The 13,633-nt window shown below is 61.5% G+C and carries 12 protein-coding genes and 1 pseudogene; 8 read left to right on the top strand and 5 right to left on the bottom strand.

Annotated features, from left to right (window positions below):
- Positions 1 to 3,444 carry a conjugal transfer protein TraG N-terminal domain-containing protein gene (locus D2T30_RS04780; protein WP_128207930.1) on the top strand — a complete coding sequence of 1,148 codons (3,444 nt, stop codon included), beginning with the start codon at positions 1 to 3 and terminating at the stop codon, positions 3,442 to 3,444.
- On the opposite strand, the gene D2T30_RS04775 is transcribed toward D2T30_RS04780, so the two are convergent.
- The gene (locus D2T30_RS04775) at positions 3,432 to 3,779 is read right to left on the bottom strand and encodes a hypothetical protein (RefSeq protein ID WP_128207929.1); all 348 of its coding nucleotides are present in this window, start codon (positions 3,777 to 3,779) and stop codon (positions 3,432 to 3,434) included. The genes D2T30_RS04780 and D2T30_RS04775 overlap by 13 nt on opposite strands.
- 442 nt (positions 3,780 to 4,221) lie before the next feature.
- Here D2T30_RS04775 and D2T30_RS04770 point away from each other — a divergent pair, with 442 nt between their 5' ends.
- Both D2T30_RS04770 and D2T30_RS04765 read left to right on the top strand, forming a co-directional pair.
- Positions 4,222 to 4,833, top strand: a complete 612-nt coding sequence (locus D2T30_RS04770; protein WP_128207928.1) for a hypothetical protein — start codon at positions 4,222 to 4,224, stop codon at positions 4,831 to 4,833.
- Entirely contained in the window at positions 4,833 to 5,483 is a 651-nt protein-coding gene (locus D2T30_RS04765) for an RES family NAD+ phosphorylase (protein ID WP_128207927.1), read from the top strand. The genes D2T30_RS04770 and D2T30_RS04765 overlap by 1 nt, the downstream gene beginning before the upstream one ends.
- A gap of 71 nt (positions 5,484 to 5,554) precedes the next feature.
- Here D2T30_RS04765 and D2T30_RS04760 read toward each other — a convergent pair whose 3' ends face one another.
- Positions 5,555 to 5,734 carry a hypothetical protein gene (locus D2T30_RS04760; protein WP_128207926.1) on the bottom strand — a complete coding sequence of 60 codons (180 nt, stop codon included), beginning with the start codon at positions 5,732 to 5,734 and terminating at the stop codon, positions 5,555 to 5,557.
- A 494-nt stretch (positions 5,735 to 6,228) separates the two neighbouring features.
- Between D2T30_RS04760 and D2T30_RS04755 the strand changes: the two genes are divergently transcribed.
- The 4 genes and pseudogenes from D2T30_RS04755 to D2T30_RS04740 all read left to right on the top strand — a co-directional run bounded on the left by D2T30_RS04755 (position 6,229) and on the right by D2T30_RS04740 (position 8,727).
- Positions 6,229 to 6,531, top strand: a complete 303-nt coding sequence (locus D2T30_RS04755; RefSeq protein ID WP_128207925.1) for a type II toxin-antitoxin system TacA family antitoxin — start codon at positions 6,229 to 6,231, stop codon at positions 6,529 to 6,531.
- Between the two features lie 3 nt (positions 6,532 to 6,534).
- Complete coding sequence (locus D2T30_RS04750) at positions 6,535 to 7,044, top strand: GNAT family N-acetyltransferase (RefSeq protein WP_128207924.1); 510 nt, start codon at positions 6,535 to 6,537, stop codon at positions 7,042 to 7,044.
- Positions 7,045 to 7,154: 110 nt separating this feature from the next.
- Positions 7,155 to 7,553 (top strand): DUF2513 domain-containing protein, encoded by a 399-nt coding sequence (locus D2T30_RS04745; RefSeq protein ID WP_128207923.1) that lies wholly within the window; start codon positions 7,155 to 7,157, stop codon positions 7,551 to 7,553.
- A 178-nt stretch (positions 7,554 to 7,731) separates the two neighbouring features.
- Positions 7,732 to 8,727 (top strand): annotated as a pseudogene (locus tag D2T30_RS04740) (IS30 family transposase).
- Between the two features lie 162 nt (positions 8,728 to 8,889).
- Here D2T30_RS04740 and D2T30_RS04735 read toward each other — a convergent pair.
- A complete protein-coding gene (locus D2T30_RS04735) occupies positions 8,890 to 9,234 on the bottom strand; it encodes a YciI family protein (protein ID WP_128207922.1) in 345 nt (114 codons plus the stop codon).
- A gap of 117 nt (positions 9,235 to 9,351) precedes the next feature.
- Between D2T30_RS04735 and D2T30_RS04730 the strand changes: the two genes are divergently transcribed.
- Entirely contained in the window at positions 9,352 to 10,239 is an 888-nt protein-coding gene (locus D2T30_RS04730; RefSeq protein ID WP_206612860.1) for a LysR family transcriptional regulator, read from the top strand.
- A 108-nt stretch (positions 10,240 to 10,347) separates the two neighbouring features.
- Here D2T30_RS04730 and D2T30_RS04725 read toward each other — a convergent pair whose 3' ends face one another.
- Together D2T30_RS04725 and D2T30_RS04720 are read right to left on the bottom strand one after the other, a co-directional pair.
- Positions 10,348 to 11,367, bottom strand: coding sequence for a lipocalin-like domain-containing protein (locus D2T30_RS04725; RefSeq protein ID WP_128207920.1), 1,020 nt, complete (start codon positions 11,365 to 11,367; stop codon positions 10,348 to 10,350).
- The gene (locus D2T30_RS04720) at positions 11,357 to 13,627 is read right to left on the bottom strand and encodes an FtsX-like permease family protein (RefSeq protein WP_241651198.1); all 2,271 of its coding nucleotides are present in this window, start codon (positions 13,625 to 13,627) and stop codon (positions 11,357 to 11,359) included. Before D2T30_RS04720 ends, D2T30_RS04725 begins: the two co-directional genes overlap by 11 nt.
- Positions 13,628 to 13,633 lie beyond the last annotated feature (6 nt).

The raw sequence follows: 13,633 nt of genomic DNA, 5'->3' as shown, positions 1-13,633 counted from the left end.
ATGCAGTGGGAGATCTACACCACCGGCGGCGCTTATTATCTCTACGACGTGTTCAACTTCCTCGCGGCCTATAGCGGCAGCGGCAATTTCCGGAACCTCCTGCGGATCGGGATCATCGTCGGCATCGCCTGGATGTGCCTTCAGTTGGCCTTCGGCAGCAGCCTTGGCGCTGCCATGCGCTACGCTTTGACCATGGTCATCATCTCGATGTTCGCGCTTGGCCCCAAGTCGAGCGTCGTCATCATCGACAAGACCTCCGGCACCATCCCGATCTACGGCATCGTAGACAACGTGCCAACCGCCGTCGCCATGCTCGGGCACTATACCTCCGGTGTGAGCTACTATCTGACCGGTCAGATGGAAACGCTGATGTCGACGCCGACCGATCTGACCTATCAACAGAACGGGATCCTCTTCGGCTCGACCCTGCTGGCCCAGGCCGCAAGCTGGCGAGCGGTTAGCCCGAAGATCCACGAAAACCTTGTGAACTTCATGCAGCAATGCGCCATCGACGCAAGTAACCTCGGCCACATGGACCTCGAAATGCTGGCAACGAACGGCGATCTCGAGAGCTTCATCGGTGCAAACATGCCCGCCTCGATGGCCTATTACGATGTGGTCACCGGTCAGACTCGCACCTGTTCAGCCGGTTGGAGCGATGTCCGCGCCTCGGTGACCTCCGAGGTCAACGCGGTCCTGCAGCAGAAGGCGGCGGGGCTCTATCAGGGCGTCAACGCGACAGGCGCAGCCAATGTCGCCCGGCTGCAGGGGACGCTCGGCGATTTCCAGAACCTGATGGCGATGTCTTCGGCCTCGGCTGTCTCGACTATCAAGCAGGCGATGTATGTGAATTCGCTCGACGACGGGCTCATGCGTTTCATCGCCACGTCCGGCAACTCGGCCGCGATGGATATCTATCAGGTCGCGCGCGCGGATATCCAGACCCGCTCCAGCTACGCCGCGATCGGCGTGAATGCTGCGCGATGGGTGCCGCTGTTGAAGATCGTCTTTGAGACGCTCTACTATGCGGCCTTCCCGCTTGCGGTTTTGATGATGATGACACCGCTCGCGACCACGGTCCTTAAGGGCTATACGGGCGGCTTTGTCTGGATCGCCGCCTGGGAGCCCCTGAGCGCCATTCTCCATTCCATCGTCATCAAGGCCTCGACCGGATTCTACCGGCAGGCAGGCGCGGTCACAACCGACGGCTCCGTCAACGATGTGGTCCTCTCCTGGGCAAATCATTTCGGGATCCGGGCGGTGGAGCAGGACGTGGGCTCGGTTGCGGGCTACCTGATGATGTCGGTGCCGTTCATAGCCACGGCGATCCTGTTCGGGGCCAATCGCATGGTCGGCATGGCAACCTCGATGCTGAACGTCAGCCAGGGCGCTGCCATCGAAACCGGTCGGGAAGCCGCGACCGGTCAGATCAGCCTCGGCAATATGTCGATGAACAATTACGCCGCCAACAAGCTGAACTTGTCCTCCGTGATGGATACTGGCCGCGAGACCTTCACGGCGCCAAATGGTGCTTTGCTCACCCGAAACTATGACGGCAGCCATTCCTGGGCTGGCGGCACTGCTGTGTCTAGCGGCGGGATGACGGCGCAGGCCAGCCAGGCGGTGCGCTCCGAGATCTCGCGGCGGGCCGAGGATTCCCGTACAGCGGCGAGCAGCGCTGCGACCGAATTGTCGGATTTCATTGCAAACAGCGCGAGCGATCTGACGGCCTTTGGGCGCAGCGTGTCAAATGGGACAATGGCGTCGTCTAGCGGGACCAGCGACATCACCACCCAAAGCAGCCGCCAGGTTCGCGAGGCTTACAACCGGATAGAGGATTTCGCGCGCCAGCACGGGATTTCCACGGAACTCGCCATGCAGGCAGCTTTGACAGGTGCTGTAGGCGTGGGAGGAAATGCCGGCCCCATCAACGGAAGCCTCGGGCTAAGCGGACAGGGAAAACTTGGTGGTACGAGCTCTGAGCAGTTCACCGAACTCGCGAAATGGGCCCATGATGCGGGTCTCAGCAAGGATGCACAGCACATTTTCGCCAACCGCTACAGCCTTGGCACATCCGACAGCAGCGGCCAACAGACTTCTGCAAGCGAAGATCGCCGTTATTCTCTCGAGGAGGGCCAGCGGCTGGCGGAAACCTATATCAGCCGCCTGGATGAGGCGCAGAACTATTCCGAAGCGGCCAGTCGCATAGAGTCCGCTGGCGTTTCCATGGATGCAAATCTCAACCAGATGGTCGGACGGGAACTGGTCGAGCGCGGCATGTCGCCTCTTGATGTAGGGGCCGTTTTCAACCCGCAGACCCCGGAGGAGGTTCGGTCGAGCGCCGCGATCATCGACAGCGTCGTCGAGAAGGTCGTGGATGATTTGGTCGGAGCTGCACCGGCGGATCCCACTGCCGGCTTCGTCATGGAGACGGATCGCGAAGCATTCCGAACTGCTCCGGCGCGCGAGACAACATTGGGGGATGGGGCAGTGGTTTCCATAGAAGGGGAAAGGGAAAAGGCCGCCGAGACGGATGCCGCGCACCGGGAGCACGTCGCGGGCGAGGGACGGGATATGTATACCGGCTTTGAAGAACACTGGGAAAAGGAGGTTGTCACGAATTCAGATGCGGAACTCGCGGGCCACGCGGACATGGATCAGACAATCGGCGGAGCGATGATGCGGCGTGTGTTCGGCTGGATGAATGTCGAGGAGGACGAGGGTGAGGCATTGATGCGAGCGCATCCCGAAGCCTGGAGCTCCCCAGGTGGGGCATACGATTATTACGCCGCCCATCCGGAGAAATTCCAGGAGGTGACTGGCCGGCCGTTTGTGGAAGGGGAGGCCGTGCCTATATCCCCGGAGATGATGGGCGGCGGTGCGCGTGGGTTGCCGACACCCAGAGTCAGCATGCGGTCTGCAACTGGTGGAGAAGATCCTGCGGCGGACGTCTCCCCCCCTCAAACGGAGATGCCCGCAAAGGCGATCACCCCGGAAGAGCGCGACATCCTGATCCGGACCGTTCTTGGGGAAGCTGCAGGAGAGAGTAATGCAGGCATGGCGGGTGTTGCACTCGTCATTCGGAATCGGTCGGACGATCAACGCTTCCCCGCGAGCGTTGGCGAGGTTGCGCTGCAGGAGCGTCAGTTCTCGGCCTGGAACGAGGATGGCAGCGGGAACGATCTCGTTCGCAACTATAATCCCGGCGATCCGCAGTATGAGCGCGCTGCCTATGTCGTGGATGTGGTGATGGCGGGATTGGTGCCCGATTTCACGGAAGGATCAACCCACTACTACTCTCCAGCGGGGATGCAAGCCTTGGTCGAGCAGGGCTATCAGAAGAACCTGATCCCAAGCTGGCTGGATAGAGAGACTGCGCGGCGAGATTCACTGCCCGTCCAGGTTGGCGGACATGTTTTTACCGGCAAGGTTCAGGACGAATGAGGGGGGAAAGGATTGGAAGGCTTTCCCCATTTTAATTCGTACGCGATTGTCCCAGGGATATCGGCTTCAGGCGTTTCGTGCAGAAAGATCATCGTTCGACCTGGCTTCATGCAGGCAACCAGTGCTCCAAACGTCAGAAAAAAGCCGATCACCAGAAATGCGACGTTCGCGGCCACTCCCGCAATCAAAAAAATTATCGCTCCTGCGGCCAATCCGCGCGAAAGGAGCTTCCGTTGCCGCATTTCGAAATCGGTCGACGCTGGCTCGACAGATCGAAGATTGGTGGGCCGTGTAATGCCCGGCAGGGAGGGGATGCCTTTGGATTGTTGTTGCACCGGGACGGCCTCGTAAATCTGATCAGTCCTGCGAGCACAGAGGCCAGCGTGATCTGTTTCAGGAACGTATTGGGAACATACCATCATTCATGGACTGAAGATAGTCCCGGTTCGACCAGAGAGGCAGCTTTTCCAGCTTGGGGATGGTCTCGAAGACCTTTGCGGCCGCCTTCCCGATTGCTACCAGCTTTGCGCCGCTCTTGGAATCCCGCAGGCGCATACCGTCGTCAGAAGCGACGGGATTGATTCTGTACCGCGGGTGGGCAAAGGCGTAGCCTGATCTCAACGATGAGGGAGTGGCCCCGTACGGTCGCTGAGTTCGGGTCGATCTGACTGTCCGCTTCTCAGGTTTTTTGTCGGTTGGCGCCTGTCAGCATCACAGCCATTGACTAACGATCCCTATCGACATATGTATTCGTAAGCTTTTGCGGGGGTCACAGTCATGGTCGCAGCACTGAGAGACAACGGCAATTTTTCGGAACTGAAGGAGGCACTGGCTGGTCTTCCTCTTCGTGACGGGGAAAGGGAGTTCTCCCGCATTGCCGGTATGTTCCTGAAACGGCACGGCAACCGGTTTCGGCTATCTGCCCGTCCCGAGCCGTTGTCGGTTGCCGAAACAGAAGCCTTGCGTTCGGTGGGCGTAGCCGCAGATGCCGCCGACCCGGATGCCAGCCCCATTATGCAGACCGCCGTCAGTTACGCTGCGCTCGTTGCAACGGCTCTGCCGCTTGCGGAGGTCGCCGCGAAACTCGGTGTGACCGATGGCCGTCTGCGCCAGCGCGTCGCCGAGGGCTCGCTTCTAGCGGTTCATGGTTCCGATGGGCGAACCCTGCGCATCCCGCCCTTTCAACTGACCGAGACCGGGGAGTTGCCCGGTTTGCGGGGCATTATGCGGGCTATCCGGCGAGATCTGAGACCAGTTCAGACCGCAGCTTTCTTCACGACGCTGCAATCTGATCTGGAGGATGCCCAGGGTGAAGCGATGACGCCGGTCGACTGGCTGCTTTCCGGCCATGACCCGGAGCCTGTCCGGGAGCTTGCCAAGAGTCTCTGATGGCCAAGTTTCCCGAGCCCCCGTCAGCTGCTTCACTCAGGAAGATCGATCCCGATACATGCGTGCTGAAAGGCGCAACACCGCTCGGCCGGATCTTCTTTCGGGGTGGTGATCATCCTGTCGCCTGGGATGAGTTCAGGTTTTGGGGGCCAGGACAGGCACGGTTCGATCACCATTTACCCGACCCGGCGGGCAAACCTGTCCTCGGTTCGCGCGGGATCTACTATGCAGCGGGATCGGGTGGGCCAGGCGCACTCGCCGTCAGCCTCGCTGAGGTTTTCCAGGAAACCCGGATCATCGATTCGACTGATCGCGCGCCATGGTTTGCGGCCTTCAGCACCTCGCGTGACCTGACGCTTCTGGATCTGCGAGGATTGTGGCCAACCCGCGCCGGCGCGTCCTCGGCAATCAACAGCGGCGCCAAAGCGCGTGCCCGCCGCTGGAGTCAGGCGATCTATGCGACCTGGCCCGAACTCGACGGCTTGATCTATCCATCCTCAATGGGAGGAAATGCGGACGCCTATGCTCTGTTCGAGCGCGCCCTAACTGCCCTGCCGGGTGCTCCGGCCTTTCATCGACCGCTCTCAGATCCAGCGCTGAGCTTACCGTTGCTCTCGGCTGCCTCCACGATCAACTATGGGCTGATATGATGTGGATGACCCCGCTTGAACCGGATCGTGAAAGGCTAACGGCCCCCTGTTGGCGACCAAAGGGCTCCAGCTCAGAAAAAGTCTGCATAGCGGATCAGCAACAGGGGACCTGCGAGGCAGGCCCATGTAACGGTAGCCATGGCGTAGGGTTTGGCGCAGTCGCGGCCGAAGCCGCCGCTCGCGAGAACGCCAATAGTCGCAATCCCGAACATAGCGCCAGCGACCAGAAGAAGGTAGGCTTCGAGCGACATTGGTTCTCTCCGATCCGTGCGGTCACATCCGCTTTGTCAGTCCGACCGGATGCGGCAGAGCGCCCGAACTGAGCCTTGTGCCCGAAATCCCGGTTTATCCTCACACTATACCTGCACATTCTGCCAGTTCCAAGAAGACCGGTGCAAGCTGCTAATCGCCCGCATTGCAGTGCCGAAACGCACAGAAGGCGTCAGGATCAGCGTGGAAAGTCGATCCCTGGTCTCCCGATCTGATGCCAATGAGATAAGTATATCCAAATGTTGCTGGCCACGCCATCTGCGCAGCCGTTAGCCAGAACAGGTTGCTCATCGGCCAGTCTCCTCGCGGATCCCGAATTATGCGCCTAAATCTTAAGATCAGCGGGTCCTGACCCGAAGCAGGTCGACCCATCCGTGCGCGTTGATCCAAGTTTCATTGGCTTCGTTCATTTGCATTCAGCCTTGATTTTTCCGGCCAATGGCCGTACATTCTCACCTTGAATCGGAGAGCTAACATGGCGGAAGCAGCAAAGAGGTCGACGACTGGTCGCGTCCGGGGTGAGCGCCTCGAGACACGCGTGACCGCTGACCAAAAGCGTTTGATCGAACATGCGGCTGCCTTGCAAGGCCGCTCTGTGACGGATTTCGTCCTCACGAGCGTGCAGGATGCTGCGCGGCGAGCAATCGAGGAACATCAGCATCTGGAGCTTTCGGTGCGGGACAGTCAGGCGTTCGTCCAGGCGCTGGTTGAACCGCGGCCAGTCAACGAACGACTGCAAGATACCGTCCGCCGCTATCGCGAGAGAACAGGCGTCTGACGAGTGGGGGAAGCGGACGACATTCTGCGAGTCGAGTTTCTCGGCCCGCAACATGACCGATCAGGGTTCGAAAGCGGTGTGGAGCCGCTTGACCGATACTTCCGGGCGCAGGCCGGACAGGATGCCAGAAAGAAGATGGCGGCACCCTTCGCCCTCGTGCTGAAGGACGGCAGCATAGCCGGATATTACACGCTCTCATCGACGGCAGTTCGACTTCCGGAACTGCCGAAGGCAATTGTCCGCAAGTTGCCTCGATATCCGTCGATTCCCGCGACCTTGCTGGGCCGCCTCGCCGTCGATCAGCGCTACCGCGGAAGGGGATACGGCAGGTTTCTTCTCGCGGATGCGCTCTACCGGGCTGTGCGCAGCGAGATCGCATCCTTTGCGGTGATCGTGGAGGCAAAAGACGAAAGCGCGAAGCGCTTCTATGAGCGCGAGAGCTTCTTACAACTCCCGGATCAACCGATGAAGCTGTTCCGACCAATGACGGATATTGAAGCTTTGTTCAAATGAAAAGCGGCGCTCCTATCAGCCCGGGCGGTCCTGTCTGACTTGGGTAGCAAATTTGTTTCTACGCGGTCCAGTATGCAAACTGAACGTCCCCATCGATAAAAGGATAAATCATGAAGAGAGACATGGATTTTCTCCGCTTGCTGATCCTCGAAATCGAAGCTGGAAAGGACTGGTATGAAACTACCTCGGATGAAATCGCTGAAATTCTGCAGGTCGAAGCGCGCGGCCTTAGCAAGGCCGACGCCGAGCGGTTGGAGTACCATCTGACTTTGCTGGAAGACGCCGGCCTTGCTGAATTCACGAAGACTGGCGACGGCTGGATTCCTGAGCGGCTCACCTGGGCAGGTCATGATTTTGCTGACAGCGTCAGGGATGAGGAAGTGTGGCGCAAGACGAAGGAAGGCGCGCAGGCGGCCAAAGGCTTTACGGTCGATTTGCTCCGTGCGCTGGCGAAGGGCTTTCTGAAAAAGCAGATTGAGGACCGCACTGGCATCGCACTGGACCTATAGGCAGCTCATTTGTTCGGTGACCAGTACTGAAGTGTGGATTCTAACCACTATGGATCCGAAGTGCGAATAATGCACATCATTTTACATAAAATGAATTATCAGACTCGCGGATATAGGACGGTGGATTCTATTCTGGAACGCGACAAGCCTGTAGTTTCAGGCTGTTGTGCAAGGGAGTATCCGCTTCGCCTGTCACCTGACCCTTGATGAACGCCGCCTTCTTTACCGGCTGATGAGCCAGAGACTAGGCATCAACGTGATCGCGTCCAGGCTCGGCCGTCATCGTTCGACCGTCTACAGAGAGATCAGACGAAACACCTGGAACGACGACGAGGTGCCGCAGGCTTCGGGCTACTGGCCGGTGACGGCGCAACAGCTCGCGGATGCCCGCCGGCATGTGCATCGCAAGCTCTCCCGTGATCCCGCATTGCGGATCGCGATCGTGGAGCGACTGAAGGACGGCTGGTCCCCCTAGCAGATCTCCGGGAGGCTTCGCTTCGAAGGCGGTGCCCGGAGGGTTTGTCACGAGACAATCTATCGATATGTCTATTCGAGCGAAGGCCGGTCGGAGGAGCTCGCCCGATACCTGCCCGAGCGACGGCGCCAGCGCAGGCCGCGCTTCGGCCGGAAGTCCCGAGGGCTGACGTTCCCGGAGAGCCGCTCGATCCGAAATCGCCCCGAACGGGTCAGGAAACGTGAGGAATTCGGCCATTGGGAAGCCGATCTGGTCATGTTCCGAAAGGAGCTGGGACCGGCCAATCTCGCCACGCTGGTCGAGCGGACGAGCCGTTACACCGTTCTGTTTCGCAACAACGACCGCCGCTCGCGGCCGATCATGAACAGCCTGATCAGCCTGCTGTCGCCCCTGCCCGAAACCGCCCGCCGCAGCCTGACCTTCGATCGCGGTCTGGAATTCGTATCCTGGCGCGAAATGGAGCGAGGATTGGGCGCACAGGCCTGGTTTTGCGACCCGCAGGCACCATGGCAAAAACCCACGGTCGAGAATACTAACCGGCGCATCCGCCGATGGCTGCCCCGCGAAACGCCCCTGCTCTCCTTGTTGCCGGGGGCGCTGCACGACCTTTGCGACCGAATGAACGCAACCCCACGCAAATGTCTTGGCTTCAGAACACCCGCGGAGGTTTTTCGTGAGCGGTTGAAGTCTCGCGCATGAAGAGAAAGACCGGCATCGGGACGATCATGCAACCATCCGCTTCTGACCCCGCATGGCCGGTCCGGGCTGCGATGGCGGATGTCTCCGCCCGGCCCGGCCATGCTCCGTCGCATAAAGACCGTCGCGTTTCGCCTTGAATCTACAGACTTTTTCGCTCCGCCCTCATGAATAGCCCAACTTGCTAGAAAATATCTCCAAGTCCGGCGGCAGATCTTTGCTCGATAGAGATGCAAATACCCCAAAGAGCGGGTCCCACTCCTGGATGGACAGTGAAACAATGAGCTTTTCGCGGCTGAAAGGATCGTTCTCGACCATTGCCTCAACCTCACTCTTGCTATCGGCGATCAAGATGAGGAAGCCGGAGCGAAGAGACGTTCCCTTGAGCGGGCCTGAAGCCTTGAGCCTTCCCTGTTGGATGAGGTCAAGCAAATACTCCACATGTTCAGCAAGGTAGCGACTCCATGCCGGTCCGTCCGGATGAGCCATGGTGACGATGTAGAATCCCATTGCGATTCCTTTAATCTGCAATCGCACTACTATCAATTGACAATTATTGGGAATAAATATTCACTTCAGATAGTGTAAAACAACTAACGGTGTCGAATGCCTGACCGGCTGGACAGCATGGCAGCCTTCGTCAAGGTCGCCGACAAAGGTTCCTTTGCGGCGGCGGCCAACCATCTTGGCATATCGGCCCAGATGGTTGCGAAGCACGTAGGCGCGCTGGAAAGCCGCCTAGGTATTCGCTTGATCAACCGGACGACACGACGGCAGAGCCTTACGGAATTTGGCCAGCATTATTGTGAATCCTGCCGGACCATACTCGCGGATATCCATGACGCCGAAGCGCAGGCAACGGAGGCGCGCAGAATCGTGCGTGGCGTCCTGCGCATCAATGCGCCTGTAACATTTGGTACGCATGCACTCATGCCGGTCATTGCGACATATCTGGAGCAAAACCCCGAGTTGCAAGCAGAAGTGGTGTTGTCTGATCGGTTGGTTGATCCGATCGAAGATGGCTTTGAAGCAACAATACGCATTGGCGCATTGCCGGAGAGCACTTCACTGGTCGCTCGCACCTTGAGCCCATATCGATTAATCGCCTGCGCGTCTCCGAGCTACCTTGAGCGGCACGGCGTTCCCACCTCGCCCCACGATCTGAGCCGGCATGAATGCCCGATCTTCAGTTACTGGCCGGGGCAGCTTGGACGCGAATGGACCTTTCACAAGAATGAGCAGCTGTTCCATGTGCCCGTCCATGGCAACTTGATGGCCAATGACTGGAAAGCACTGCATCAAGCCGCTTTGCTTGGGTTCGGGGTGACGCTTGGGCCTATCACTGCCCTGGCCGATGATATAGCGGCCGGTCGTCTAGTCCAGATTCTCGACGACTGCGAGGGTCCGTCGCGACCGATGCATTTGCTGTATGCAAGAGACCGCCGGATGACGCCCAAATTGAGACAGTTCATTGATGCTGTAATCGCCGCATTCCCTGCTGAAGTCGATGTTTAGAGAGCGAAGCGGATGCTCAATGACAGCTAGGCAGATTCACCTTCGCCTCTTTGGCGTGCGGGAGCAGTATAGAGCGCAATGGAATAAACATCATTCTCATCGGTATCCTCAACGGCCCGTCATCTCCAGATAGCCGTGCCCCGGATGACTGCCCTCGGCGCGGATTGGCCCCTCCCAATAGGGCACGGAAAGCGCGTTCCAGGCCTGATCGTTCAAAGCCCGCGTCGTGATGTCCAATCCCTTGGCCGGCAGTTCCAGTCGCCATTCCACCGGCATCTCGCGGCCGGCAACGGTGGTACTGCGCAAGGGCGTCAGGCGCAGGGCGCCGGGTGGCTGCGGTTCGGGGCGGCCATCGGCCCCGATCCAGGTGGCACTGACGAAATCCGTGGCCCCGCGCAGGCGAAACCCCATCAGCCGCGCACCGTCGTCGAACGACAGGCTGAACCAGTCCCATCCCGTCTGATCCGCCGCCAGGGGTTGCGAGGACCATTCGCGGTCCATCCAGGCCGTGCCGGTCACCGGGATGCGCTTGCCGTCCAACTCGACCTCGCCCGAGGCGGCGTAGAACGGTTGCGAATAGTAGCGGCTGGCCTGACCGGCGGCGGATTTGACAGAATAGCCCCCATCACCTTGCGCGACGATCGGCCCGGTGGCGTGCAGCGCAAGATCGAAGGCGAAACCCTCGCCCCGCGCCGCCATATGGTCGGACAATTCCCAATCGTCGATCCAGGCGCCAAACGGTTCGGCGGTAACACCCGCCTGCCCGATGCCGCCGCGCGCCAGCTTTTCCGCCGCGAGGTGCTGCGTGGCAGTGGTCAGCGCCGCATGGGCAAGCCAGATCTGCGGGCTGGCCCAACCCCCGGCCTCATGCGGGGCAAGCGCATTGCGGAACAGCGTCCATTGCGCGCCGTATTCGGTGCCGTCGGCGGCGGTCAGGTTCGCGGTCACATACCACCATTCGATCCGAAAGGTAGGGTGCGGGCCGTGATCGGCGGGGAAGTCGAAGGGGCCGGGCCCGGGCATCTCGAACCCGCCTGCGTCAGAGCCCAACCCGGCAAAGCCCTGCCCCGATGCGGGGGCCGATACGGCACAGGCCATCAGGATCAGCATGATCGCCTTAACGTTCATGGGCAAAGACCTTCAGCAATTCGGCGGGCGCGATGCGTGCCAGCCAGCGTACGGGCAGCGCGGCGGCCAGCCCCGCCGCCAGCAACGACAGCAATCCCAGACGCAGCCAGTCGCCCGGGAACAGCAGCATCGGCAGCCGCCAGCCGAAGGCCTCGACATTGACAACCGCCAGCAGCACCCAAGCCAGCGCCAGACCGAGCGGCAAGGCCAGCCCGCAGATCAGCGCCGCCAGCGCCAGCGTACGCAGGAATTCCAGCTGCGCGAGCCGCCCGCGTGTCAGCCCCATCGCCCAGACCGGCGCCACCTGTGGCAGGCGCAGCGAGGACAGCGTCAGAAGGCTGGCAAACATCGCCAGCGCCGCGACACCCAGGGTCAGCACGTTCAGCGCAGCCGTTACGGCAAAGGTGCGCTCGAACACCGCGACCGAGGCTTTGCGGATCGCGGCGCGATCCTCGACAACCACGCGGGGAAACGCCGCGCGGATCTCGGCGGCACGGATATCGGTGATCAGCGCATAGCGCAGCACCGGCAGCGGATAGAGCGCGCGGTGCCGGTCCCAGGACAGGATGACCTGCGGCATCGGGTTGCCGTAATCGGGGTAGATCCCGGCGATCACGCCCTGTTCCACCCGGTCGCCCGGGGCAAGTCCGCGGCGCAGGGCCAGCTGTTCGTTGATGAAAACGTCCCCCGCGTCGAGGCGCGCCCAGGGGTCGGGCAGCGCGCGCAACAGCGGCCAGGCGCGGCGGAACAGCGGGTGGTCCACCATTCCCACGATCTGGGTGCCACCATCCGTGGTGCGGATCATCGGCAGCGCCTCGGCGCGGTTCCCCAGCCATGCCAGCAGCCGGGTGGCATCGGCCTCGTCCGCCGCCTCGACATAAAGATCGGCGGCAAGGCGCTGGTCGATCCAGGTAGTGAACGAGGTGCGAAAGCTGCCCACCATCGTGCCTACGCCGATATTCGCCGCCAGCGCCAGCAACAGCGCCATCAGCGCCAGCGACAGACCCGGAAGCTGCTGGCGGGTATCGGCCCAGAACCATTGTGCCACGGTCCCCCGCGACAGCCGCTGTCCGGCCCGCGTCAGAGCCGCCATCAGCATCGGCAGCATCAGCGCGCCACCGAGCAGCAGCCCGGCCAGCACGCCGAAGCCCGCCCAAAGCCCCCGCACCGCCAGAAGTGCGGCGCCAAGGCCGATCAGCCCCGCCCCCGCCAGCGCCTGTGCCCGCATCGCGCGGGCCGATTCCCGCCCCCAGGCGCGCGATTGCGCCGGGGCCAGCACCGGCAACCGCCCCAGCCGCCACAGGCTTTGCCCGGCCGACGCCAGCATCCCCAGCACGGCGATCCCCAGCCCCGACAGCCACCACACCGGACGCAGTGTCAGACCCGAACCGACCTCGGCCCCGTAAAGCCCGCGCAGCGTCGCCGCCACATCCGGCAGCAGGGCCCCCGCGATCAGCCAGCCAAGCAGGACGCCCGCAGCACCCGCCACCAGCGCGAAGACCAGCAACTCGGCCAGCAACAGCCCCGTCAGCGCGCGCGCCGACAGGCCAAGCGCCCGCAGGGTGCGGAACATGCCCCGCCGCTGTTCAAACGCCAGACCGATCGCGGAATGCACGATGAACAGGCCCACCCCGAAGGCCAGATAGCCGAAGGCCGCGAGGTTCAGATGAAAGCTTTCGGTCAGTTGCGACAGATCGGTCGTCGCGGGGTGGATCAGCGCATAGCCGGGCGGCGCAGGCCGGTCCCCGGTCAGCAGCAGATAGGAAATCTCCGGCCCCAGAATGCCAGCCGCGACCCCGATATCGGTCAGGGCAACACCGGACGGCAACTCGGCAGGACGCACCCGGGGATCGTTCAGCGCCTCGGCAGACAGGATCACCTCGCCGGTCAGGAAACCGGTCGGATCGCCCGCGAGGCCAATGTCCGGGGCCACACCGGACGGCAGGGTCAGCGGCTCGATCCCGATCAGACGCAGGGTCTGCCCACCGATCAGCGCCTCACCCTCGATCACCGGGGACACCGGCCACCCGGCCCGGCGCAGCGCCACGTAATCGGCCACCGTGATCCGCTCCGCGACCAGTCGCGGCAAATTGTCCTGTGACAGGGCCGAGGCGGCGCGGTCGTAGCTGGCGCGCGCCTCGGCATTGATCGCCTGCACCCCGGTGAGCAGCGCGGTGGCCAGCGCCAGCCCCAGCAAAAGCAGCGCCGCCTGCACCTTGTGCCGTGCCCAATGCGACAGCAGCGCGGACAGGGCGAACATCGGCCC

The organism is Paenirhodobacter populi, assembly GCF_004022215.1.
GTDB lineage: Bacteria > Pseudomonadota > Alphaproteobacteria > Rhodobacterales > Rhodobacteraceae > Rhodobacter > Rhodobacter populi.
The sequence above is the reverse complement of the archived record's forward strand: the minus strand, read 5'-3'. Positions and strand labels throughout refer to the sequence as shown.

Bases quoted from the DNA above. Each gene is read 5' to 3' on its own strand.
- D2T30_RS04735 (WP_128207922.1), bottom strand. From the start codon at position 9,234: ATGGGATTCTACATCGTCACCATGGCTCATCCGGACGGACCGGCATGG.
- D2T30_RS04770 (WP_128207928.1), top strand. From the start codon at position 4,222: ATGGTCGCAGCACTGAGAGACAACGGCAATTTTTCGGAACTGAAGGAG.
- D2T30_RS04725 (WP_128207920.1), bottom strand. From the start codon at position 11,367: ATGAACGTTAAGGCGATCATGCTGATCCTGATGGCCTGTGCCGTATCG.
- D2T30_RS04765 (WP_128207927.1), top strand. From the start codon at position 4,833: ATGGCCAAGTTTCCCGAGCCCCCGTCAGCTGCTTCACTCAGGAAGATC.
- D2T30_RS04780 (WP_128207930.1), top strand. From the start codon at position 1: ATGCAGTGGGAGATCTACACCACCGGCGGCGCTTATTATCTCTACGAC.
- D2T30_RS04760 (WP_128207926.1), bottom strand. From the start codon at position 5,734: ATGTCGCTCGAAGCCTACCTTCTTCTGGTCGCTGGCGCTATGTTCGGG.
- D2T30_RS04755 (WP_128207925.1), top strand. From the start codon at position 6,229: ATGGCGGAAGCAGCAAAGAGGTCGACGACTGGTCGCGTCCGGGGTGAG.
- D2T30_RS04730 (WP_206612860.1), top strand. From the start codon at position 9,352: ATGGCAGCCTTCGTCAAGGTCGCCGACAAAGGTTCCTTTGCGGCGGCG.
- D2T30_RS04745 (WP_128207923.1), top strand. From the start codon at position 7,155: ATGAAGAGAGACATGGATTTTCTCCGCTTGCTGATCCTCGAAATCGAA.
- D2T30_RS04720 (WP_241651198.1), bottom strand. From the start codon at position 13,627: ATGTTCGCCCTGTCCGCGCTGCTGTCGCATTGGGCACGGCACAAGGTG.